The organism is Pseudomonas fulva NBRC 16637 = DSM 17717 (assembly GCF_000730565.1).
Taxonomy (GTDB): Bacteria; Pseudomonadota; Gammaproteobacteria; order Pseudomonadales; family Pseudomonadaceae; genus Aquipseudomonas; species Aquipseudomonas fulva.
In genome coordinates this window covers 233,844-255,648 of record NZ_BBIQ01000002.1, presented here as the reverse complement: position 1 = coordinate 255,648, position 21,805 = coordinate 233,844, and the positions used below count along the sequence as shown (strand labels likewise).

At 59.4% G+C, this 21,805-nt stretch carries 28 protein-coding genes; 14 read left to right on the top strand and 14 right to left on the bottom strand.

Features of this window, described 5'->3' with window-relative positions:
- Positions 1–138 precede the first annotated feature (138 nt).
- From PFU01S_RS22075 to PFU01S_RS03735, 4 genes are all read left to right on the top strand, one after another.
- Positions 139–360: a hypothetical protein gene (locus tag PFU01S_RS22075; RefSeq protein WP_027916123.1), complete on the top strand. Its 222-nt coding sequence runs from the start codon at positions 139–141 to the stop codon at positions 358–360.
- 35 nt (positions 361–395) lie between these two features.
- On the top strand, positions 396–632 hold the full coding sequence (locus PFU01S_RS22560) for a hypothetical protein (protein WP_080992835.1): 237 nt from the start codon (positions 396–398) through the stop codon (positions 630–632).
- Between the two features lie 129 nt (positions 633–761).
- Complete coding sequence (locus PFU01S_RS03740; RefSeq protein WP_028686446.1) at positions 762–1,748, top strand: DUF1852 domain-containing protein; 987 nt, start codon at positions 762–764, stop codon at positions 1,746–1,748.
- 27 nt (positions 1,749–1,775) lie between these two features.
- The gene (locus PFU01S_RS03735; RefSeq protein WP_028686447.1) at positions 1,776–2,816 is read left to right on the top strand and encodes a methionine synthase; all 1,041 of its coding nucleotides are present in this window, start codon (positions 1,776–1,778) and stop codon (positions 2,814–2,816) included.
- Between the two features lie 222 nt (positions 2,817–3,038).
- Here PFU01S_RS03735 and hcnC read toward each other — a convergent pair whose 3' ends face one another.
- The 6 genes from hcnC to PFU01S_RS03705 form a co-directional block, all read right to left on the bottom strand.
- Complete coding sequence (gene hcnC / locus PFU01S_RS03730) at positions 3,039–4,277, bottom strand: cyanide-forming glycine dehydrogenase subunit HcnC (protein WP_027916126.1); 1,239 nt, start codon at positions 4,275–4,277, stop codon at positions 3,039–3,041.
- A gap of 1 nt (position 4,278) precedes the next feature.
- Positions 4,279–5,673 carry a cyanide-forming glycine dehydrogenase subunit HcnB gene (gene hcnB / locus PFU01S_RS03725; RefSeq protein ID WP_028686448.1) on the bottom strand — a complete coding sequence of 465 codons (1,395 nt, stop codon included), beginning with the start codon at positions 5,671–5,673 and terminating at the stop codon, positions 4,279–4,281.
- Complete coding sequence (gene hcnA / locus PFU01S_RS03720; protein WP_033736522.1) at positions 5,670–5,975, bottom strand: cyanide-forming glycine dehydrogenase subunit HcnA; 306 nt, start codon at positions 5,973–5,975, stop codon at positions 5,670–5,672. Before hcnA ends, hcnB begins: the two co-directional genes overlap by 4 nt.
- Before the next feature lie 210 nt (positions 5,976–6,185).
- Positions 6,186–6,881, bottom strand: coding sequence for a lipopolysaccharide kinase InaA family protein (locus PFU01S_RS03715; RefSeq protein ID WP_080992834.1), 696 nt, complete (start codon positions 6,879–6,881; stop codon positions 6,186–6,188).
- A gap of 207 nt (positions 6,882–7,088) precedes the next feature.
- Positions 7,089–8,363 (bottom strand): translesion error-prone DNA polymerase V subunit UmuC, encoded by a 1,275-nt coding sequence (gene umuC, locus PFU01S_RS03710; protein WP_028686450.1) that lies wholly within the window; start codon positions 8,361–8,363, stop codon positions 7,089–7,091.
- Entirely contained in the window at positions 8,353–8,781 is a 429-nt protein-coding gene (locus PFU01S_RS03705; RefSeq protein WP_027916131.1) for a LexA family protein, read from the bottom strand. The genes umuC and PFU01S_RS03705 overlap by 11 nt, the downstream gene beginning before the upstream one ends.
- 103 nt (positions 8,782–8,884) lie before the next feature.
- Here PFU01S_RS03705 and PFU01S_RS03700 point away from each other — a divergent pair, with 103 nt between their 5' ends.
- Both PFU01S_RS03700 and trbK read left to right on the top strand, forming a co-directional pair.
- A complete protein-coding gene (locus PFU01S_RS03700; RefSeq protein ID WP_027916132.1) occupies positions 8,885–9,604 on the top strand; it encodes an SOS response-associated peptidase family protein in 720 nt (239 codons plus the stop codon).
- Between the two features lie 123 nt (positions 9,605–9,727).
- Positions 9,728–9,973 (top strand): entry exclusion lipoprotein TrbK, encoded by a 246-nt coding sequence (trbK, locus tag PFU01S_RS03695; protein ID WP_042139095.1) that lies wholly within the window; start codon positions 9,728–9,730, stop codon positions 9,971–9,973.
- Positions 9,974–10,201: 228 nt separating this feature from the next.
- On the opposite strand, the gene PFU01S_RS03690 is transcribed toward trbK, so the two are convergent.
- The gene (locus PFU01S_RS03690; protein WP_027916134.1) at positions 10,202–11,461 is read right to left on the bottom strand and encodes an MFS transporter; all 1,260 of its coding nucleotides are present in this window, start codon (positions 11,459–11,461) and stop codon (positions 10,202–10,204) included.
- 349 nt (positions 11,462–11,810) lie between these two features.
- Here PFU01S_RS03690 and hglS point away from each other — a divergent pair, with 349 nt between their 5' ends.
- Positions 11,811–13,193, top strand: a complete 1,383-nt coding sequence (hglS, locus tag PFU01S_RS03685; protein ID WP_028686451.1) for a 2-oxoadipate dioxygenase/decarboxylase HglS — start codon at positions 11,811–11,813, stop codon at positions 13,191–13,193.
- 81 nt (positions 13,194–13,274) lie between these two features.
- Positions 13,275–14,162 carry a LysR family transcriptional regulator gene (locus PFU01S_RS03680; RefSeq protein ID WP_027916136.1) on the top strand — a complete coding sequence of 296 codons (888 nt, stop codon included), beginning with the start codon at positions 13,275–13,277 and terminating at the stop codon, positions 14,160–14,162.
- 42 nt (positions 14,163–14,204) lie between these two features.
- Here the strand turns inward: PFU01S_RS03680 and PFU01S_RS03675 are convergent, their stop codons facing one another.
- Positions 14,205–14,405: a hypothetical protein gene (locus tag PFU01S_RS03675; RefSeq protein ID WP_027916137.1), complete on the bottom strand. Its 201-nt coding sequence runs from the start codon at positions 14,403–14,405 to the stop codon at positions 14,205–14,207.
- A 1,046-nt stretch (positions 14,406–15,451) separates the two neighbouring features.
- Between PFU01S_RS03675 and PFU01S_RS03670 the strand changes: the two genes are divergently transcribed.
- The 5 genes from PFU01S_RS03670 to PFU01S_RS03650 are packed head-to-tail and all read left to right on the top strand — an operon-like array spanning position 15,452 to position 18,881.
- Positions 15,452–15,799, top strand: a complete 348-nt coding sequence (locus PFU01S_RS03670) for a metalloregulator ArsR/SmtB family transcription factor (protein WP_028686452.1) — start codon at positions 15,452–15,454, stop codon at positions 15,797–15,799.
- 21 nt (positions 15,800–15,820) lie between these two features.
- On the top strand, positions 15,821–17,104 hold the full coding sequence (locus PFU01S_RS03665) for an arsenic transporter (protein WP_028686453.1): 1,284 nt from the start codon (positions 15,821–15,823) through the stop codon (positions 17,102–17,104).
- Positions 17,105–17,131: 27 nt separating this feature from the next.
- A complete protein-coding gene (locus tag PFU01S_RS03660; protein WP_028686454.1) occupies positions 17,132–17,602 on the top strand; it encodes an arsenate reductase ArsC in 471 nt (156 codons plus the stop codon).
- A 12-nt stretch (positions 17,603–17,614) separates the two neighbouring features.
- Positions 17,615–18,316 (top strand): arsenical resistance protein ArsH, encoded by a 702-nt coding sequence (gene arsH / locus PFU01S_RS03655; RefSeq protein WP_028686455.1) that lies wholly within the window; start codon positions 17,615–17,617, stop codon positions 18,314–18,316.
- Positions 18,317–18,323: 7 nt separating this feature from the next.
- Positions 18,324–18,881, top strand: coding sequence for an arsinothricin resistance N-acetyltransferase ArsN1 family B (locus PFU01S_RS03650; protein ID WP_028686456.1), 558 nt, complete (start codon positions 18,324–18,326; stop codon positions 18,879–18,881).
- 22 nt (positions 18,882–18,903) lie between these two features.
- Here the strand turns inward: PFU01S_RS03650 and PFU01S_RS03645 are convergent, their stop codons facing one another.
- The 5 genes from PFU01S_RS03645 to PFU01S_RS03625 form a co-directional block, all read right to left on the bottom strand.
- Entirely contained in the window at positions 18,904–19,284 is a 381-nt protein-coding gene (locus tag PFU01S_RS03645) for a LexA family protein (protein WP_042139091.1), read from the bottom strand.
- 67 nt (positions 19,285–19,351) lie between these two features.
- Positions 19,352–19,576 (bottom strand): hypothetical protein, encoded by a 225-nt coding sequence (locus PFU01S_RS03640; RefSeq protein ID WP_028686458.1) that lies wholly within the window; start codon positions 19,574–19,576, stop codon positions 19,352–19,354.
- A gap of 77 nt (positions 19,577–19,653) precedes the next feature.
- The gene (locus PFU01S_RS22555; RefSeq protein WP_028686459.1) at positions 19,654–19,878 is read right to left on the bottom strand and encodes a hypothetical protein; all 225 of its coding nucleotides are present in this window, start codon (positions 19,876–19,878) and stop codon (positions 19,654–19,656) included.
- Between the two features lie 12 nt (positions 19,879–19,890).
- Positions 19,891–20,385 carry a DUF2514 domain-containing protein gene (locus PFU01S_RS03630; protein ID WP_028686460.1) on the bottom strand — a complete coding sequence of 165 codons (495 nt, stop codon included), beginning with the start codon at positions 20,383–20,385 and terminating at the stop codon, positions 19,891–19,893.
- A complete protein-coding gene (locus PFU01S_RS03625) occupies positions 20,382–20,828 on the bottom strand; it encodes a structural protein P5 (RefSeq protein ID WP_028686461.1) in 447 nt (148 codons plus the stop codon). The genes PFU01S_RS03630 and PFU01S_RS03625 overlap by 4 nt, the downstream gene beginning before the upstream one ends.
- 102 nt (positions 20,829–20,930) lie before the next feature.
- Between PFU01S_RS03625 and PFU01S_RS22070 the strand changes: the two genes are divergently transcribed.
- A complete protein-coding gene (locus PFU01S_RS22070; RefSeq protein WP_058637837.1) occupies positions 20,931–21,128 on the top strand; it encodes a hypothetical protein in 198 nt (65 codons plus the stop codon).
- Between the two features lie 386 nt (positions 21,129–21,514).
- Here the strand turns inward: PFU01S_RS22070 and PFU01S_RS03620 are convergent, their stop codons facing one another.
- Complete coding sequence (locus PFU01S_RS03620; protein ID WP_028686462.1) at positions 21,515–21,742, bottom strand: hypothetical protein; 228 nt, start codon at positions 21,740–21,742, stop codon at positions 21,515–21,517.
- Between the last annotated feature and the right edge of the window lie 63 nt (positions 21,743–21,805).

The following is a 21,805-nucleotide window of genomic DNA, read 5'->3' as shown; positions in this document are numbered from 1 at the left end:
ACAGTTATCAAGGCGCTGCTACGTTCGTCGGAGAAGGTCACCAACAGCGAAGTATTGCGCTCTACTTACACAGGAGTCCCCGTTCAAGGTCCAGGTTCTATGGGACGTGGACGTTTCTGCTCAACCGGAGTAATCGTCATGACAGAAGAAGAAGCGAGTGATGTTGTAACGCGCATCCAACACGAACTCAGCCATCAAGCTCGTGTTGCTACGCGCATTGAAATACATGATCTGGGCCTCTGGGCACGTCTGGAGAAGGCGCACTTCACGACGACCATTCACGGCAACCAGTTGTTCGAAAAACCCGTCGTGATCGTACCCAGGTGCGATGCGTCATACACCATCCTTTACACCTGTTGAGCCAACGCGTTAACCGGTCGCCACGGGAGTCTCGAATGAGTATCCGTAGTCTTAAGAGGAACCTGCCTGCTGATCCACACAAGCCAGGGTGGGTACTGGGCTGGGGCGTGTTGAGAGATCGTCATCCGTGGCATTTTGTCGACGTCTACGCTGACCAGCGTACGGCCCACATCGAAGCCCAACGTCGAGGGAGTGGGTATGTGGTGGAATATGGCGCTCATCGCCTGGGCTCGAATGACTTTGTCTGTGGCGTCAGCCTTCCTGAAGGCTGACGCGTGCGCCTGGCTTCATGAGTCCTCTTGATCCTGTGCTGAAATCAATTCAGTAGGGATACCTGTGCGCTCACTCTAAGATGACCCCCACTTTACAGGGACAGACTCAACGAGTGGACCTCAATACTCATGACGCATCAAGCCATTACCTACTCGCTCAAACGCACGCGATTTGACGAACATTATTGCCCGTGCGAAAACACGCGGCTGACCACCAACTTTGCCAACTTGGCAAGGGGTTCACTTCGCGAACAGAACCTTCGCCACACACTGGGCATGATCAATAATCGCTTCAACGCGCTGGCCCACTGGGACAACCCTGCCGGTGACCGCTACACCGTAGAGCTGGATATCGTATCGGTGTACATTCACTTTACAACCGAGGTCACGCATACGCCGCTGCCCTTGATCGAAATACTGTCCACTGCCGTCATTGATCATCACACCGGCCAGCGTTTGCCGGGCATAGCCGGCAACAACTTTTCGTCCTATGTGCGCGATTACGATTTCAGCATCGTGCTGCCCGCCTATAACGTCCACCGCCCGGACTTCAGTGCCCCTGCCGATTTTGGCGTGCTGCACGGTAAACTTTTCAAAGGGTTTGTGGGCTCATCGGTTTACCAGCAACACTTTATCAAGCCACCGGTCATTTGCCTGAGCGTGTCAAGTAGCAGAACCTATCAGCGCACGGGGCATGACCACCCCGTGTTGGGCCAAGAGTACCGGCAGGATGACTATTCATTGACCGATGCTTATTTCAAGCAAATGGGCTTGCGTGTTCGTTATTTCATGCCTGTAGGCAGCCGGGCGCCGCTGGCCTTGTACTGTTCGGGCGACTTGCTCAATGACTACACCTCATTGGAACTGATCAGCAGCTTGAGCACGATGGAAACCTTTCAGAAAATCTATCGTCCCGAAATTTATAACGCCAATGCAACGGCCGGCGCCACGTATCAGCCTAGCCTGCAACACGAAGACTACTCTTTGACGCGCATTGTTTACGACCGTGTAGAGCGCAGCCGTTTGGCCGTTGAACAAGGAACGTTCGCTGAGGCCCACTTCATCAAGCCTTACCACACGCTGCTCGAACAATGGTCTGCACACTTCGCAGGTTGATCGCCTCCTCGCACAAGGTCGAATTTCATGAACACATTGCTCCCCACCTCTACCGCTGGCAGCTTGCCCAAGCCGACCTGGCTGGCTCAGCCCGAAACCCTCTGGTCACCTTGGAAACTGCACGGCGATGCCTTGCTCGAAGGCAAGCAGGACGCACTGTGCCTGGCGCTGCACGAACAGTCGAGCGCCGGGATAGACATCGTCAGTGACGGCGAACAGACGCGTCAACATTTCGTGACCACGTTCATCGAGCACCTGAGCGGCGTGGACTTCGAGAACCGGCAGACTGTGCGCATCCGTGATCGCTACGACGCCAGCGTTCCGACAGTGGTAGGTACCGTGGCCAGGCGCAAGCCCGTGTTCGTCGACGATGCCAGGTTCTTGCGCGCGCAGACTCGACAGCCTATCAAGTGGGCGCTCCCAGGGCCCATGACCATGATCGACACGCTTTACGACAGCCACTACAAGAGCCGCGAAAAGCTCGCATGGGAGTTTGCCGTGCTGCTCAACCAGGAAGCCAGAGAGCTGGAAGCTGCAGGTGTCGACATCATCCAGTTCGACGAACCCGCCTTCAACGTGTTCTTCGATGAAGTGAACGACTGGGGCATCGCCACGCTCGAGCGGGCGTTGGAAGGCCTCAAATGCGAGACAGCAGTGCATATCTGCTACGGCTACGGGATCAAGGCCAACACTGACTGGAAGAAAACCCTGGGTGCCGAATGGCGCCAGTATGAAAAGGCGTTTCCCAAACTTCAGCAATCGAGTATCGACATCGTGTCGTTGGAATGCCAGAACTCACGCGTACCCATGGACCTTATCGAGTTGATCCGCGGCAAGAAAGTCATGGTCGGCGCAATCGATGTGGCCACGCACGCTATCGAAACACCCGAGGCCGTTGCCGATACGCTGCGCAAGGCGCTGGCATTCGTGGACGCCGACAAGCTCTACCCATGCACCAATTGCGGCATGGCGCCCCTGCCCCGCTCGGTTGCCCAAGGCAAATTGCGCGCACTGACAGCAGGCGCTGCAATCGTGCGCCAGGAATTGTCGGGTGCAAAAGGGCCATGAGTGCACGTCAGTTTGCATTCGACAGTCGTCCTCCGCGGCAAAACTGAACACACTGGCGCCACTGAATTGACCGTTCAGTGGCTAGCGGCGACCACCCGAATCAAGGGTTTGCGCCTTGGCGTCTGCCGCACCCTTTGCCATGGCCAAATCGATCAGCACATCTTCACGCATTGCCTGACGCACAGCCTGGCGAGCCGCTTTCACACGGCCCGCCAGGCCCTCTCACGCCGGCAGCGCCACCTTGCTGAACCGCTGCGCCAGAAACGGGGTGATGTCCAATGGCAAAGCCTCCTCGTGGACCACCTTGTCCAGCATTACCCCCGTGATTGCCGAGGTCAGCACCCCGGTGCGGAAATGCCCGCAGGCGTTGAAATAACCCGGCATCTCATCCACGGGCCCGAGGATGGGTAGCTCATCGGGCGAGCCTGGCCGCAGGCCGGCCCAGGTACGCTTGAGGTTGACCTGTTCGAGTGCCGGGACGCAGCGTATGGCGCCCTGGACCAGGCTGCTGATCTCCGGGAAGGTCGTGGTGACATCGAAGCCTTTCTCCTCGGTGGTGCTCCCGATGAGAATCTCCCCATTGTCCTTTTGCGCCATGTAGCAGTCACTGGTGGTGATGCACCCATCAAGCAGCTTGGGTAGGCGCTCGGTCAATACGATCTGCCCCTTGACAGGTTTGACGGGGATGGACGTGCCCGTGGCCCACTCACTCAATTCGGCAGCCCAGGCGCCGGCCGCATTGATCAGGGTGTCGCAATGGAAGTCACCGGCCTGTTCGGTACGAACCCCTTTGATGCGTCCGCCCTGATGCAACACGCCAGTGACACGCGTGTTGAGATACAAGTCGACGCCATTTTGCCGTGCGCCTTCCATGTAGGCGTCCCCCAGGCGAAACGGGCTGAGCTGGTGGTCGCAGAGAAACTCCAGCGCACCGTGCGCGTTTTCGGTGACCGATGGCTCCGCCTTGCGAAGTGCCTGGCGGTCCAGCCAGCGGATCTGTGACTGCAGATGAGGGATGTGCTTGACGATGTGCTCGGCGTAAAGCTGATCCTCATCGTCCTGGATCACGTACTTGAGTCCAGTGCGCTCGAACTTGAAGTCCATCCCGTGGCGCTCGATCAGCTCCTGGTGCAATTGCGGATAAAGCGCATTGGACTGCAACGCCAGATCGAAGAAACATTGCGGCAGGATGTGCGGGGTGCTCGAGTCCACGGCCACCGCCGCACCGTGAGCTTGGCGCTTGGCCTGGGAAGACAGCATGCGAAAGAAAATCACCCCGCAGCCCAGGCCCACCGATTCGCCGATGGCCCACAGCCCGCCTGCCGAAGCACGTGTGGCATTGCCGGGCCGCTTGTCGTCGATCAGGGCAATGCGCAGGTTGCCGCGCTTGGACAGCTGGTACGCGCAGGACGCGCCGATTACACCGGCACCGGCAATCACGATGTCATAGGTCTTGTTCATGTCAGGCCTCCGTGCCTGCGTGCTTGAATGCCGAAAACGGTACCGGGTCTACCGGGAATCGCGGCCGCAACCAGCCTACGTCAGCACGCCCCGTCGCGGCGCGCAGGCGATCGCTGCAATAGCCCACGCACATGCGTCCCTGGCAGTCCCCCATGCTCACCCGCGTGCGCATCTTCAGCCCGGCCATATCCTGAACCCCCTGCTCCAATGCCAGGTCGATGGCCTCGCGCGTCACCTGCTCACAGCGGCAAATCACCGTGTCAGCCTGTGGCAGCTCGACCTGTGCTGGCCCCCGCGCGGTATAGCGCTCGACGCCAGAGCGAAAACGCTTGATGCTTGCCAACTGGCCCAGGTAACGCTCGCGCCGTTCAATGGCCTGCGCAGCGTTCAGCACGCCACGCTGCTGCAGAATTGACACAGCCGCGATGCGTCCGGTCAGCATTGCTGCCTCCCCTCCGCGTATGCCGGCCATGTCGCCTGCCAGGTGAATATGCTCCAGGCTGCTTTGCTGCCATACGTTGCACTCGGCGCGCAGGTAGCCATCGGTGCTGTAACCATGGGCAAGCCCTAATTGCTGGCTAAGCTGCGTACGCGGGATGAAGCCGTAGCCTACCGCCAGCGTCTGCACCGACTCGCGACGCACATGGGTCATGTCCGCTTTCCAGGCATCGTCGTAGGGCGCCACGCTGACTTCGGTCAACTCACCTTCGCCCCGCGCCTCGACCACGCCCCAGCCATAGTGCATGGGAATGCCGTGCAGCTTCAGGTAGGCCAGCATGCTCAGGCCGTCGAGGAACAACTGGGGCTTGTTCATCAGCGCCAGGCTCTGGCGTGCGATACGGTTGAACGCACAGGCCTCGTACACCCCCGCCACCTTGGCACCGGCGGCGTGCAACTGACAGGCAACCAACGGCAGTAACGGGCCTGTACCAGCGATCAGGGTCGTACCCAATGGCTTGACCACGTTACTTTTGATCTGCAGCTGCAACCCGCCGAGCAGCATGACGCCCGGCAGGGTCCAGCCCGGGAACGGCACATTGCGCTCATGGCAACCGGCTGCCAGGATCAGTTGCTCGAAGGCCAGCGACTGCAACTGTTCCTGCTCGTCGAGTACTACCAGGCTATGGTCATCACCGCCCACGACACGGCTATTGAGCCGCAGGTCGATAGACTGCGCACGGGCGGCGAAGTCGGTGTGCAGTTTACCCAGAGCCTTGCTGTAGCGAGCGCCCAGGTAGCCCAGGTCGACACCTGCGCGCAGCGGGCCACGATAGACCACCCCGCCGGGGCGCGATGCCTCGTCGATCAGCGTGCAGCGCACGCCCGCGTCCACCAACTCGATGGCGGCAGCCATCCCCGCCGACCCCCCTCCGACAATGACTGGATGCCCGCTCATACCCGCGCCTCCCCGACAATCGGATTGACTTGGGTTTCGACGCGCATGCCGGCCCGCACCAGCGTCTGACAGGCGCGCCGCTTGGGGCGTCCATCGATAGCGACCAGGCAGCAATGGCATACGCCCATGCCGCAGAAAGCGCCGCTGACCTGGCCATGGTCGTTGAGGGCGAGCTGACGCACGCCCACGGCGTTGAGCACACTTAGAACAGTTTCGCCCGGGGCGGCAGTCACGGCCGTGCCGTTGATGGACAGGGGGATTTGTTCAGCCGAGAGTGGCTGTATATCGAGGGTTCGTTCCATGAAATGTCGTCTGCCTTCCGTGATTGAAAGACAGACAGACTACGGGAGGCGTCAGGCCAGAAAATTGACCTGAGACGGGGTTTTAAAGCTTTTTTACAGCCCTTTTTGAGCGCTGCAAGCAAGCCCTCTACCTGGTGAAGAACGTTTGTAAGCGAAGCCGCCTATTGCCGCCGCAATCAACGCTTCGCAGCCCCGACACTTCACATGCCGTCAGAGGAATCGCTCCACATCCCTGCCGAACACCTGCCGATAACCTTTGCAAAACGCCTCCCACTCGGCCGTTGCCCAGTCAGACCTGCGCTTGACCTGTCGTAGGTCGTGGCGGCTGGCTTTCATTGCGGTCAGCCGCTGCCTGGCTTTCTCGAAATCCAGCAACGCGATCTTGATGCCCGACTCGTCGAAGGCGACGAACACATGCTTCAAGTACAGGCAACCATGCTGCCAGCGGCCAAGGTTCAGCGTGGCCAGTGCACGCCCATACGCTTCAAGAATGTCGTGGTGTAGCTTGGGCTCGATGGTCTTGTCCAGGCCTTGGAGGTAAAAGTCTTCAAGCGATACATAACCGTCCAGCGCTGCCGTGACCATCACCGCACGCCACTCACCGTCCTGCTTGTGGACGTCGCTGTGCAGCAGCAATGGCGTAGCGACGCCCAGCGCGGCAGCGGCACGCAGCGCCTTGGCCTCACGGGCCACTGTCGGATAGCCGAACGGGTGCACAAGGCTACGGTAGATATGGCCGACCTGCTGCTTCTTGTAGAACGTGAAGCCGTCGAGCTCGACCTTCAATACACCGCTCTCACCGCCCCTGCGGATATTCGGCGGCTCTACCCACACCCCAGGAGCACTCAGAATGGCCTGCACCGGCGGGTGAGAGGCCTCATGGCCAGACGCGCTAACGTGTTTCATTAAAACCTGCTGAATATTGAGCCACACTGCGGCAAGGGGCGAAATATATCAGCCAAATCTGAAAGAAAGCGATTATTGCGACACGGCGTTGATCGTTTTTTACAGGGATGAACAGACAAAACTGCGGGCACAATCGCCATTGTCTGACAATCCTGCAACCGCCAAGCCTCCGTCGCGCCCGCTCGTCAGCGTCAAGCCGCTTCGCACTCAACCCCTGATGGTCCATAGTTGATCGATTCGGGTGGTGTAGGACTGGCTCATCATCTCCCGTTTCATGCCCCATTCCGGCGCGGCTGGCACGCTGGCTGCACGGACCGTCCCCCTGCCCCAACGCTCATTGATGCTGTCCAGTACTTCCATGAGACGATCGCAGGCCGCCGATTGCCTTGAGGCGAACAAGTCCCCCGAAAAATCACCCGGTTGACGCAGGTCCATCAGCAACACCTCCGCCTTGCTGTAACGAAGCCCCGGCCGGAAGATCCGCTCTACGGCATCGGTAGCCAGCTGGGTCATCAGCAACGTGTCGCAGGTCGGATAGGGAAGCTCCACCCATGCGCCTTGAGCATGGTGCACTTCGTTCGGGTTGAACATGCCCGTGCGGATGCTCACCCGCATGCGCTTGCACACCGATCCCTGGGCCCTGAGCTTTTCGGCGGCACGGCCGACGTACGTGGCCACTGCCTGCTTGATCGGCGCCAACTCGCTCAGGCGCGTGCCGAACATTCGGCTGCTGCAGATTTCCTGCTTGGGCGGTTCGACATCGTCCAGCTCCAGGCAAGGCGTGCCTGCCAGTTCCCTGGCCGTCTTTTCCACCACCACGTTGAAGCGTTGCCGTAACGTCCAGGCATCGGCGCGGGCCAAGTCCATCGCCGTTCGAATGCCCATGGCCTCCAGGTGCGCCGTCATCTTGCGCCCAATACCCCACACCTCCTTGACCGCAGTATTGCGTAGCACCCAATCCCGTTTTACCGGGTCGGTGATGTCCACAACGCCGCCAGTGTGGCTCTGCAGTCGCTTGGCAGTGTGGTTGGCCAGCTTGGCCAAGGTCTTGGTACGTGCGATACCTACACCGACAGGGATGCCGGTGCACTGGGCAATGCGCAAGCGCAGCCGGTGCCCGAACAACGTCAAGTCCTGGGTCATGCCCGTGAGCTCAGCGAAACATTCGTCGATGCTGTAGACCTCGGTGGCAGGCACCATCGCTTCGATCAGCGTCATCACCCGCTCGCTCATGTCGCCATACAGCGCGTAATTGCTACTGAATGCCACCACACCGTGCCGACGGAGTTTTTCCCGCGCCTGAAAATAAGGCTCGCCCATTTTCACGAATGGCTTGGCGTCATAGGACCGGGCAATGACACAACCGTCGTTGTTGCTCAGCACCACGATCGGCGTCTTCGCCAGATCAGGCCGAAATACGCGCTCACAGCTGGCGTAGAACGCGTTGCAGTCGATCAGCGCAAATATTGGCTCACTGCGCATGATCGCGGACGCTATAGCGCACCACGCCCCAAATGAGCAGATCATCACCCTCCATGACATAGCGCGGGGGGTAGGCTCGGTTCTCGGACTTCAAGATCACCACACCGTCACGTCGGTGCAGGCGCTTGCAAACGGGCTCACTGTTGATGGCCGCAATCACGATATCCCCGTGCTCGGCTTCGCGCCCCCGGTCCACCACCACGATATCGCCCGAATAGATGCCAGCGCCTTGCATGCTGTCACCCTCCACTTTCACCAGATACACATGCGGTGCGCGGATGTCGAATAACTCATCGAGGGATATGTAGCCCTCAAGATGATCCGCGGCAGGCGACGGAAAACCGGCCGGAACGTAATACGAATAAATCGGAAGTGGTTCAGAGCTGCCACGTGGCGCGCCCAGGAAGGTGATGGTCATGAGAGAAAGTCCAATGCAAACTGTATGCATATACAGTTAATCTGGCATCGGCGGACGGGTCAATCCTGAACGTGTGAATTTCTGACGGACGAGAGGTGAATACATGTGCGGACGCTACTCGATCTACGAGTCGATGGATCACTACTTGCGACAGCTGGCGCTGGACTTGGTGGTGATCAACGGCTACGACCATGAACCGGTTGATCGCTATAACGTGGCGCCTTCTACCCGCGTCGAAGTTATACGCCAGGCTGAGGCAGGTCTGCACGTAGACAAAGTGAAGTGGGGATGGTCGCCTCGCTGGGCCAAAGGCAAGCGACTCGACCCTATCAATGCCCGGGCCGAAACCGTAGCCACTGGCAAGTTTTTCAAGGGTCTGTGGCCACATGCAAGAGCGCTCGCCCCTGCCAATGGCTGGTTCGAATGGCTGCCAGATGCGCAAGATCCCAAGCGCAAACAACCCTACTACATCACCAGCGCCGACGGTGCACCGCTCTACTTTGCCGCGCTTGCCGAAGTTCACCAGAACCTTGAACCAGACGCGCACGATGGTTTCGTGATCATCACGGCCGCCGCTGATCAAGGCTTGATCGATATTCATGACCGAAAGCCCCTGGTGTTGGCGCCGCACCTTGCCAGGGAGTGGCTGGACCCCGCCACTTCAACGCAGCGCGCCGAGGCGATCGTGGCGACAGGCTGCCGTCCGGCCACTGACTTCCGCTGGTATCCGGTCGACAAGGCCGTTGGCAATGTTCGCAACCAGGGTGCGCAACTGATAATGCCGATTGCCGAACAGAGCAGGCAAGGTGATCTCGAATTCTGAAAAGGGCGTTATGCGTGGATGTGCCAGCCAAAACACTCAGCTGGCGTGATAGTCTGCGCACCCGCAGGCTGGCTAGCAGACAACTTGGACGCACCTTGAAATAGACCGACGAAGGATTCCGTCATGGACAGAAAACGCGCCCTCCTCCTCCCGCTTGTTGGGTTGATCACCCCGCTGGCAGGCTGCACCGAAGAGAAAGTGCCCGAGCCAACGGCAGACAATTGTGGCCCGCAACTGTACGGAAAAAACCTTGCCAGCTTGTCAAAGGATGCAAACCGCAATGTGTTCATCGCGAACTGCGAAAGTTTCCTGGCGGCGAAGAAAATGACGGAATGGAAGTTCGAGAAAAGCCCCAAGGGCAAGTACTGAGCGGCTGGCCGAGGTGATTGCCAATCCGATGATCTAGCCGCAGGGTCGTCAAGCTTGCCGAGCAGGAACGCCGCCTTTACAGGCGGCGTTTTCAGGCAGACTCAGGGCGCTCAGTCCTTCGCGTACGAGCACGCCTTTAGCAGAAGCGGTGACTGCACTGGGTCATTTCTTGGAAAGGTGAGCCAAGGTTTACCGAGCACGCGCCCCCGTCTTATCGGCCATCACCGATCATTCACGAGCCGGATCGAATTGTTTCTCACGGATGCACAGCAGCGGGATCATGCCGCAAAGGAAATAAGCAGCGCCAACGATCAGGAAACCGACACCGATCGAGCCCTGGCTGGCGAAGAAGCCAATGGCAGCCGGTGACACCGCAGCACCGATACGCCCGATATTGTAGGCACCGCCAACCGCAGAGCCACGGAACTTGGCCTCGAAGCTTTCCGTCATGTACGTGGCGTTGACGCTGTAAGGCACGCCATAGAGGAAGCCGAAGACGATCAACAGCCACAGAATGTTTTCCGGCTGGTTGAACAGCACGATGATCGGCAGGAACAGCGCCGTCCCCAGGCAACCCGCGGCAAACACTTTGCGCCGCCCGAACTTGTCCGCCGCCATGCCGGCGATGACCTTGCCAAGGATCGAAGCGGTGTAGGTGCCGACCAGGAACGTGGTCATCTGCTTGAACGCCATGCCCAACTCGGTCTCCAGGTAGCTGGGCATCCAGTTGTTGACGCCATAGTTACCAAACTGCAAGAAGCCTGCAGTCAGCGACCAGAGAACGAACATCTTCGCGGCGTTGGGGTTGGCGAAGATCTGTTTGTACTTGCCGCCCTCCACACGCTCACGCGCCTTGCGCTCTGCACGATCGGCACTCTGCAAGCGGGTCCAGGTCGAAGGTTCCGGCACCATCTTGTGCATCAGCAGGGCAAGAATCACCGGCGTGACGCCCACGAAGAACAACGTGCGCCAGCCGTAGCTTGGCAGTATCCAGGCAGCGAGCAGCGTTGCAACGATATACCCGACCGACCAGCCCGCTTGCAGGCTGCCAAGAACGGTATTTCGGAACCGGGTAGGTACGTACTCGGCCATGAGTGTATTACATGCAACGTACACCGAACCAAGGCCTAGGGCCGAGACAAAGCGGATGATCGCAAACTGTACATAGTTCTCGGTAAAGCCCAATAGCCCCGTACCGAGGCTGAACAGCAGCACACTGAGCACCACGGTGCGCACCCGCCCAAGGCGGTCGGTTGCCCAGCCACCGTAAATGCCCCCAACAGCCATGCCGGCCAGGGTGCAGCTGCCGAGCATGCCTGCCTGCAGGCCAGTCAGGCCGAATTCCGTTTTGAGCGTGGCCAGGCTATAGGCCAGGATCATGACATCGGCGCCATCGATGACCATCGTCAGGAAGCAAAACACGAAGGCTGTGATCCAGGTCCGCTCGGTGGACGCGGCGATGACCCCGGCGGGGTTAGGGTTGTGCATGTTTTATCCTTATTATGGCGGGTTACGACGTGCCTGTTCCGGCACTACACGGCGCTGCAGTAACAGCGCAGGCGGCGGGCACAGCCCACCGTCAAAGGCCGTCACAACCTGCGGTAAAAGCTATGTTCACGCAAACGAAAAAATATCGGGCCTGCATTCCCGGTAGGAATGGCCTGATTTGCAAGGTACAAGCCGCTGTGACTGCCGACTCAGCATGCCGTGGCACTGCCGGTGCACGTACCAGACGCCACGCATGCGAAAAAGTCAGGCAGCGATTCGGTTAATTCGTTTGCCAGGGCGGCGCGTCACCGTGATCAATGCAGGCCTCGAATTTTCCAGGAGGCTCACCATGGACCCGGTCCGTTTCATGCACCCCGATGCAATCCGTGCGCTTTTCAGTACCGCCCTGTCAGCGATGTACAAGCAGGAGGTACCGCTCTATGGCGATTTGTTGGACTTGGTCGCCGAAGTCAATGCCCAGACCCTGGCCGCTCAGCCTGCATTGGCAGAACGACTGCGTAGCAGCGGTGACGAGCAGCGCCTGAGCGTGGAACGCCATGGCGCGATCCGTGTTGGAACGGCCGAGGAGCTGCAAGGCTTGCGCCGACTGTTTGCAGTCATGGGCATGTCGCCAGTTGGCTACTACGACCTGAGCATCGCCGCCGTGCCAGTACATGCCACCGCATTCCGACCTATCGAGGCAGCGTCGCTGCGCGCCAATCCGTTCAGGGTGTTCACCTCGCTGTTGCGGCTCGAATTGATCGAAGACCCACAACTGCGTGAACAGGCCTGCCAGTTGCTGAGCGAGCGGACCATTTTCACCCCTGGCGTAATGGCGCTCATCGACCGCCACGAATGTGACGGCGGACTTACCGATACGGACGCTCAAGCGTTCGTCCAGGAGGCGCTGGAAACCTTTCGCTGGCACCAGAGCGCGACGGTCAGTACCCAGCAATACCGCGCCCTGCATGACCAGCATCGCCTGATCGCTGACGTGGTGGCGTTTCGTGGGCCGCACATCAACCACCTCACGCCCCGCACTCTCGACATCGACCGCGCTCAGGCCCAGATGCGTTCGCGCGGCATGACCCCCAAGGCAGTCATCGAAGGGCCACCGCCGCGCCAGTGCCCAATCCTGTTGCGCCAGACAAGCTTCAAGGCCCTGCAGGAAGCGGTGACCTTTGCTGGTGGTGATGGGGCACCGGGGCATCACACGGCTCGTTTCGGAGAAATCGAGCAGCGCGGCGCGGCGCTGACACCTGCGGGCAAAGCACTGTATGACCGGCTGTTGAGCCAGGCCAGGCAAGCGCTGGGCGCAGCACCATCGGCGGACAATGCCGAGCAGTATGCGCACCTACTCAAAACGGCATTCAGCGCGTTTCCTGACGACTACGCCTCGCTGCGCACGCACAAGCTCGCTTACTTCAATTATTTCGTGAGGGATGCGGCTAAAGCGCGTGGGACGGATCTCGAAACGCTGATCGAACAAGGCGCGGTCGGTTTCGAGCCACTGGTGTATGAGGACTTCCTGCCTGTGAGCGCTGCCGGGATCTTTCAGTCCAACCTCGGCGACAACACCAAGGCCGACGCCATGACGCAAGGCAACCAGCAGCAGTTGGAGGCAGCGTTGGGCGCTCGCGTGATCGACGAGACGACCCTGTACGCCCAGGCCCAGGCGCAATCCATCGCGTCCTGCTTGCGCGCGCTTGAAATCCAGGCAACCAGCGCATAGATTGGCCGACCGCCCAGCCGCCCAGGCCCAGGCGGCTCGTCCGGCCTGCCTGGCCATAGTCTTAGGTGATGCCTGCAAGCCATGCACAAGAAATTGCTTCCGTCCATGATGTCGCTGCAGTGCTTTGAGTCCACTGCCCGTCATGCCAGCTTCACCCTCGCTGCCCGTGAACTGAACCTGACGCAAAGCGCCGTCAGTAAGCAGGTCGCTCAACTTGAGCAAATGTTGCAGCGTCGGCTGTTCAATCGGTTGCGTGGCGGCTTGCAACTGACCGCCGTGGGCGAGCTGTACCTGAGCGAAGTTGGCAAGATCCTGAGCCAAACGGACATCTCGACGCGCTTCATCCTAACGTTCGATGGCCAGGCAGAAACCTTGAGAATCGCGACCCAACCGACATTCGGCTCGCGCTGGCTGATTCCTCGGCTGCCGGCATTCAGCGCAGCGTATCCGCACGTGCGGCTAAGCGTGCGCAATGAACTGGAGCCGTTCGACCTGTTACAGGCCAAGGCGGACGTTGCATTCTTCTATGGGCGTGGCACCTGGCCCGGCGCCCAGTGCGTCGAGCTGTTTCGCGAAGACGTCGTGCCCGTGTGCGCTCCTGCCCTGCTGCTGCACCGGCCGCTGAAGGCTATCGATGACATTCACAGCCATACGCTCTTGCAGTGCGTTTCGCGACCCGAGGCGTGGCATGACTGGCTGGGTGCTCAGGCGATGACATCCAGAAACAGCTACAGAGGCCCGCAGTTCGACACCTTCGACCTGTGCATTCGCGCAGCGATCGCAGGGTTGGGTGTGGCCTTGGTACCCAGGTTCATGGTGACAGAAGAACTGCAGCGCGGCGCCTTGCTGATTCCCCTGCACTACTATGCACCCAGCCCGGATGCTCACTACGTGGCCTATGCGACCCAGAGCCACGATTCACCGAAGATCCGCAACTTCGTGGACTGGGTGTGCGAGCAGACGTCTTGAGCGGACCTGCGTCCGCGCCTCATGCACCCGCATGAGCGGGAGCTACCACTTGTCCGCCATGTAAAACATGCCGCCACCCAGCGCGGTCAGGAACAGCCCGCCCAGCACGTCTGTCAGCAAGGCCTCGCCATGAATGTACGCTTCGATTTGAGTGGCAAGAAACAAGACGGCCAATACCAGAACCACGGCCGATACGCGGCGCTGAATCTTGAACCTGGATTTTTCGGGGCCGATCCACCACATGCGCATTTTCCTTGAGCGGGTTGAGTATTGAACCTTAGCTACATCACCAGCCGTTGACCAACGACCAGGTGTGAACGCCGCTGGCCAGTGTCTTGGCTCGGAAGGTAAACGCACTGCGCCAGCGTAGTATCACAAGGTCGTCATAAGGTAAGCCGCGAAGCCCTTGGCGACGCGCCAAGGCTTCAAGGCGGACAGGTGGTCGAACACTCGGCTGGAGTTGCCTGCCAGCCCTGCAAGCACAAGGTAAACAACCCACTTTCGCAGCGCCCTTGAGATTTTTCTTTTCATGACTCGAAACAAAGGGTGCGCCTCGGGAAAATCCTACCGCTTGAAGCGAAAAAGCCCAAGATCCAGTGCGCAGTTGATCCAAACCGCGCCAGCATTGACCAGCTCCCTTTGGCTGCTGAGCACTGGAGAAAATCGCGGGCATTAAAAAAGCCCCGCAACCCAAAGGGCTGCGGGGCTTTCGAATGGTGGAGGCCGAGGTCGGAATCGAACCGGCGTAGACGGATTTGCAATCCGTCATCCATTACTTTCAATTTCAATAGCTTACGAGCTTTTGATTTCCGCAATGACGTGATTATATACGCTACGCAGCCCTTTGAAATCAAGGGGTGTGCATCGAGTTGCGGAATCGATTTTCGGGCCATTTCGCCTGCCTTGCAGCACTGCAGCAGTAGCGCTGAATCGAACCTCGGAACTCGTTTTTGATGACCTGAGTTCACCGGTTCCAAACATGGGGACTGATCTACACCGCTAACATCACCATGCGCTATGCCATGGGGTTTTGCGGGTGGAAATTTGTCGATTTTGCTGGGCCAAACCCCTCTCACTTCCTCACCGATACTCATGAGTTGGTTCGCGAATTGGTCCGACGGCTTTCATCCGGCCATGATGCCGATCCGGCATAACGCACGTCGTTCCCGGCGTATGCTCCGCTGATTCAAAGTCTGCTATCGACCCACAGCGGACTTTCAGACCGAATCTGCTTGCATCATACATATGGATATTCGTATATTCGGCTTTCCATATGTGATGGTACAGCCATGACTACCCCGCCCGATGTGTTCAAGAACTTATCCGACGAGACCCGTGCTCGCGCCACCTTGCTGATCGCTAGCCTTGGTGAACTCTGTGTCTGCGAACTGATGTGCGCTTTGAATGACAGCCAACCCAAGATAAGTCGCCACCTAGCGCAGCTGCGCAGCAGTGGCATGCTGCTGGACCGTCGACAGGGTCAATGGGTGTACTACCGCCTAAACCCGGATCTTCCCGACTGGGTGCATGAAATGCTGCAGGTAACCTTGCAGGCCAACTCACAGTGGTTGGCAGAAAACTCGCTTCGGCTGCAAAACATGGACGGCCGCCCCGTTCGTGACGCTGCCTGCTGCTGATCAACATCGAGCGAGGCTTTCATGCTGATTGCAATTGCCGTCTTTGTGTTCACCCTAATCTTGGTCATCTGGCAGCCGAAGGGACTTGGGGTTGGCTGGAGTGCCGCACTCGGTGCCCTCATCGCCTTGGCGTCGGGTGCCGTTTCGCTGCACGACATCCCAACCGTGTGGGCGATTGTCTGGAACGCCACCGCCACCTTCATCGCCATCATCATCATCAGCCTGTTGCTGGACGAGGCAGGTTTTTTCGAGTGGGCCGCGTTGTATGTGGCGCGCTGGGCAAACGGCAGCGGCTACCGCCTGTTCGGCTTCTGCGTGCTGCTCGGTGCTGCCGTGTCGGCGCTGTTCGCTAACGATGGTGCGGCGCTGATACTCACGCCCATCGTCATGTCGATGCTTCTCGCGCTGCGTTTTTCTCCTGCCGCGACGCTGGCTTTCGTCATGGCCGCCGGCTTCATCGCCGATACGGCGAGCCTGCCGCTGGTAGTCTCCAACCTGGTGAACATCGTCTCGGCCGACTACTTCAGACTGGGTTTCAGCGAGTACGCCTCGGTGATGGTGCCGGTGAATTTCGCCAGCGTGGGCGCAACGTTGCTGGTGCTATTCCTGTTCTTCCGCCGTGACATCCCTAAGCAATACACGGTCGGGGCCTTGAAAGTCCCAAGCGAGGCGATTCATGACCGCGCAACCTTCAACGTCGGTGGCTGGGTGCTGGTGGTGCTGTTGATCGGCCTGTTTGCCCTGGAACCACTTGGTATCCCGATCAGTGCGGTAGCCGCAGCCTGTGCGACGATCCTCTTTGCCGTCGCCGCTCGCGGGCACCGCATTTCGACCCGTCGGGTGCTACGCGAAGCGCCTTGGCAGGTGGTGATCTTTTCTCTTGGGATGTACCTAGTGGTCTACGGGCTGAAGAACGCCGGCCTCACCGATATGCTCACTCACTTACTCGACAGACTTGCGCAGCAAGGGCTGTGGGCTGCCGCCATCGGCACTGGGTTGATCGCCGCATTACTGTCCTCTGTCATGAACAACATGCCCAGCGTGCTGGTTGGCGCCCTGTCGATCCAGGCCAGCGAGGCGCAAGGGCTGGTGCGTGAGGCGATGATCTACGCCAACGTCATCGGTTGCGACCTCGGCCCAAAAATCACCCCTATCGGCAGCCTCGCCACGCTGCTCTGGCTGCACGTGCTTGAGCGCAAAGGCGTGCGCATCACCTGGGGTTACTACTTCAAGGTCGGCATCCTGCTGACGCTGCCGGTTCTGTTGATCACTCTTTCGGCCCTGGCATTGCGCCTGAGCCTCTGACATCCGCCACGAAGCGGAGGAGCTCCCATGCGAGTCCTGTTCATGTGCACGGCCAATAGCTGCCGCAGCATCCTTTCCGAGGCAATGTTCAATCACTTGGCGCCTCCCGGATTTGAAGCCGTCAGTTCCGGCAGTTTTCCGAAGGGCCAAGTGTTGCCTCGCACCCTGACCACTTTGCAGCATGCCGGCATCTCAACCGAAGTGCTGAGCAGCAAGGGCAATGACGCGTTCGTGGACTGCCCTCCTGACATCGTCATCACGGTGTGCGACAAGGCAGCAGGTGAAGCTTGCCCGGTGTATTTCGGCCCTGCACTGAAGTCTCACTGGGGGCTGGAGGATCCGTCCGATGTCGTGGCTGACCAGGCATCGGTCGAAGCAGCATTCCGCGCCACGCTGGCTCGCATCGAGTTACGCTGCCGGGCGTTCTTCGCCCTTTCTTTCGGCACCCTTGGCCGCGACGAACTCAAACGCGAGCTGGATCGCATTGGCGCTCTATAACCAGGAGGAAGCATGTCCGATCAACTGCCTAATCTCGATCTCTCGCTGTTTGACCTACCGACAGCGACAACCTCTATCAGCGAGCACAAGCCGCGCATCCTTTTGCTATACGGATCGACCCGCGAGCGCTCCTTCAGCCGCCTACTAGTGGAAGAAGCAGCGCGCCTGCTGGAGCACTTCGGCGCAGAGACGCGCATCTTTAACCCCTCTGGTCTGCCGCTACCTGACGACGTGCCGGTGGAGCATCCCAAGGTGCAGGAGCTGCGTGACCTGGTGCAGTGGTCGGAAGGCCAGGTCTGGTGCTCGCCGGAGCGTCACGGGGCAATGTCCGCCGTGTTCAAAGCCCAAATCGACTGGGTTCCCCTCGCGCTTGGGGCCGTGCGCCCCACCCAGGGCAAGACACTGGCAGTAATGCAGGTCTGCGGCGGCTCGCAGTCATTCAACGTAGTCAACCAGCTGCGGGTGTTGGGCCGCTGGATGCGCATGTTCACGATCCCCAACCAGTCGTCGCTCCCAAAGGCCTATCAGGAGTTCGACGATGTGGGCCGCATGAAGCCGTCGGCGTACTACGATCGCGTGGTGGACGTCATGGAAGAACTGGTCAAATTCACCCTGTTGTTACGTGATCGCCAGCAGTTTCTGGTGGATCGGTATTCGGAGCGCAAAGAAAGCGCCCAGCAGCTTTCCGTCCGAGTAAATCAGCGCTCAATCTGAGGCAGACATGTGCATTGAAGTCAGACAAGCCCGGCCCGATGACGCTGCGGCGATCCAGGCCATCTACGCCCCTTTCGTGACCAGCACGGCGATCTCATTTGAGGAAATAGCGCCGACAACCGAGGAGATGCGGCAGCGCATCATCAAGACGCTGCAGACCTATCCATACATTGTCGCGGAGCGTGATGGGCGCCTGGTTGGCTACGCGTACGCCAGTCAACATCGTGCACGGGCCGCATACCGATGGGCGGTGGATGTCACTGTTTATGTCGCGGACGGAGAGTACCGCTCCGGGGTGGGTCGTAGCCTCTATGCCGAGCTGCTTCCCGCACTCTCCAAGCAAGGATTCAACGCAGCCTATGCCGGCATAGCGCTGCCCAATCCAGGCAGCGTAGGTTTGCATGAGCGGCTGGGCTTCATCCATATCGGAACCTTTCCTCAGGTGGGTTTCAAACTAGGCCGTTGGCACGATGTCGGTTATTGGCGCCTGGAGCTGAGCGCCGCAACTGGATTACCGGCAGATCCCATTCGCTATGTGGAAGGGGTCGGCTCATTACCCACATAGGCTCGAAATCCGAATCGGAAGCCTAACCTGCTAGACGATCATGGTCCCGCACGCTGAACCGCACCACACCCCACACCTCGAACGTATCGCCCTCCATGATGTACCGAGACGGGTACTTTGGGTTCTCCGACCGCAGGACGAGCACACCATGCTCATGGCACATGCGCTTGCAGACCGGTTCGCCGTTCACCGCCGCGATCACAATGTCGCCGTGCTTGGCCTCGACACTTCGATCAACGACCAGCAGGTCGCCGGAGTACATCCCGATACCCTGCATGCTCCCGCCCTCGATCTTGACCAGATAGGTCCAGGGCGCACGCACCTGCATCAGATCGTCCAGGCTGAGCTGGGGCATGTCGTCGATTTCGAAGTCAAGGGCGGTGTTCATTGGCGGGGCCTCCATACTGTATATATGAACAGTATGGTAGTGACCTGCAATGGGGCCGGCAACTGCCGACAAGCGGGGAGCGCTAGTGTAGCGGGGGCAGTTTTTTGCCCATCAGCTTGGAGACGGTGCGAAGCTGGTAGTCAGAAACCGCCTGGGCCAAGGACTCGGAATGGAGTCGCAGGCGCTCTATCTCCTCGGGCGGCGCGCCATAGTCCCTGGCTTCCCAGTACCGTTTGAGAGCTTCCATTGATTGTGCAATCAATGGTTTGCCTGCCTCAACGGCAGCGGCAAATTCATCCTTATCCATAAGTCATTCCAGCTCTTGGGATTTCAGATTTTGGCATGAACCACTTACAGGGCTTTGACGCCCAAGATGCATGCGCGCTAGTGGAGCCATGGTAGCTCTTCGCCGCGCGCCTTGGCTTCAACCCGAAGCTGGTAGTCGCAGACCACTTGGTAAAGCGACTCTGAAAGTAAGCGAAGTCGTTCTACGTCCTCGTCCGGTTGTCCAGCATCCTGAGCCGCGTGATAAGCGTGTATAGCCTCCAGGGCCTGCCTAATGAGGGGCTCTCCCGCCTCGATCAAGCCAATGAAAGTACGCTTCCCCATGATATGCCCCGATCACCTGATCAGGGCATTATAGGATGCCTCGCACAGTTGTCCTGCTATTCGGGCTTGGTCATAAGCCTTAGCCAGTTCTCCCGCTCGAGCATCAGCCCGTGCGAGCAGGTCGGAGAGCACCATGGCGGCGCGGGTGGCTGCCTGGCCTCGGGCGACAGCGGCGGTATCCGTGCCGGGGCAACTGATGGCGGCGGCGAGCTTGGCGCCTTCATTGCGCAGCCGCTGGCCAGCAGCATCGGCGCCAGCAGCGCCATTACTCGCAATAGATCTTTCCTCATGACCATGGGCTCTCGCCTCCTCCTGCGCCTGTGCGCTTTGATGTTCCTGCTGACGGGCGCCACGCTCACCGAGCACCTCGGCAAGACGGTCGCCGCTATCGCGCTGGGCCGTGGCCTGGCCGGCCTGCGCCTGCTCGACGCTCCGGCCGTGTTCGTAGGCGCCCCAGTGACTAGCCACCAGGACCACGGCAGCCGCCAAGCCAACCCAGGGGCTCATGCCAGAGCCCGCCTGATACCCTCATCGATCAGCGTCGACGGATAAGGGTTGGTGCCGTTCTCGTGCACGATGATGCCGACCACCAGTTCGCGCAGGATCTGCGGCCTGGAAATGTCGATCGAATCGCGCACACCGACGCCCAGGCGCTTGGCTATGGCCTGCGCGTAGGCATTGGTGTCGTTCTCGCTCGCCGGCGCCCAGCGGTTGATGAACTCCAGCGGGGTGTCGATACCAGGCCGGCCAACACCGGGCATCCCATCCTTGCCCCGGTAGTTGAGCAGCAACTTGCCCAAAGCGCGGATGCCGTTCTCTGGATGGTCAAAGCGCGCAAAGCGAGGCTTGGCCACGCCCACCTCAAGACCCAGCTGCCCCTGCCAGGCGTTGCGCGGGTTGTAATCGATGTTCCCTGGGTTGTTGTTGCGGACACCGCGAGGTGTGGTCATAGGTTTTCTCCGGACGAAAAAAAGCCCGCGCTGGGCGGGCCGGATGTGCCTTATTTGTTGCACGAACGTCCAATCTGCATCATCCGTTACGCGAGACTGGGTATGAAAAATGGATTTTTAGCACTAGCGCTGTTCAGCTGGCTGCTTACTGGTTGCTCCCACTTCTCCAACAGCACCTACGGGAGCACCACCAACAAGCATGATATTGCGTGCGATGACACTCCTCCGAATCAACCGGGCTGCTACAACCGGCAGTATCAGGAAGGCATCCTCAACAAGCTGCTCGACTCGCTTTCTTGAATCACTGGTGGTCTCTGAGATCTACGTCCCTACCCGCCACTGCTAAGCGATACGATGGTGCAATCTATGGAAGGAATTTCTTATGAAGCGTGTTGCTGCATCACTCATATTCACCGCGCTGGCGGGCTGCTCTCACTATAGCTCCAGCGATGACACTACAGAGGTAGGCTCGAAGGGATACACCGTTCGGTGTGATGCTTCGCCTGCTAACCAGCCAGGCTGCTATGAGCCACCTCCGTCTTTCAACTGGTGGCCAACCGATAAACTGAAGTTTCAAATCGGCAGGAAATGAGAGGCACCGCTACTCGCGCATGAGGCGCTTTGGAAAGTAACTCGACAGGCACAAATTGCCCACGCCGAGCGGGCTGTATGGTGAAGCGTGGGGCTCAGGCCTCGGTGCTCTCGTCCGGTACCGGATCGGGCTTGGCTGGCTCGCTACCAGTGATCACGACTTCGGCAGTGAACTCCTCGAGGAGCTCGGCTGTAACGAACCGGTGGCTGGGGAACTGGAGCAGGCCGGCTTGAATACGCTCCTTGGCCTGCTCCAGGGTGTTGAATCGGGTCTTGTTGTCAGGGTCGTAATCGTTGGTCAGGTTGATGGCTACATAGGGCATGGTTTATCTCCAGGCAAAAAAATGCCCGCGCGTGGCAGGCTTGAGAGGTGGTTAACTGTCAGG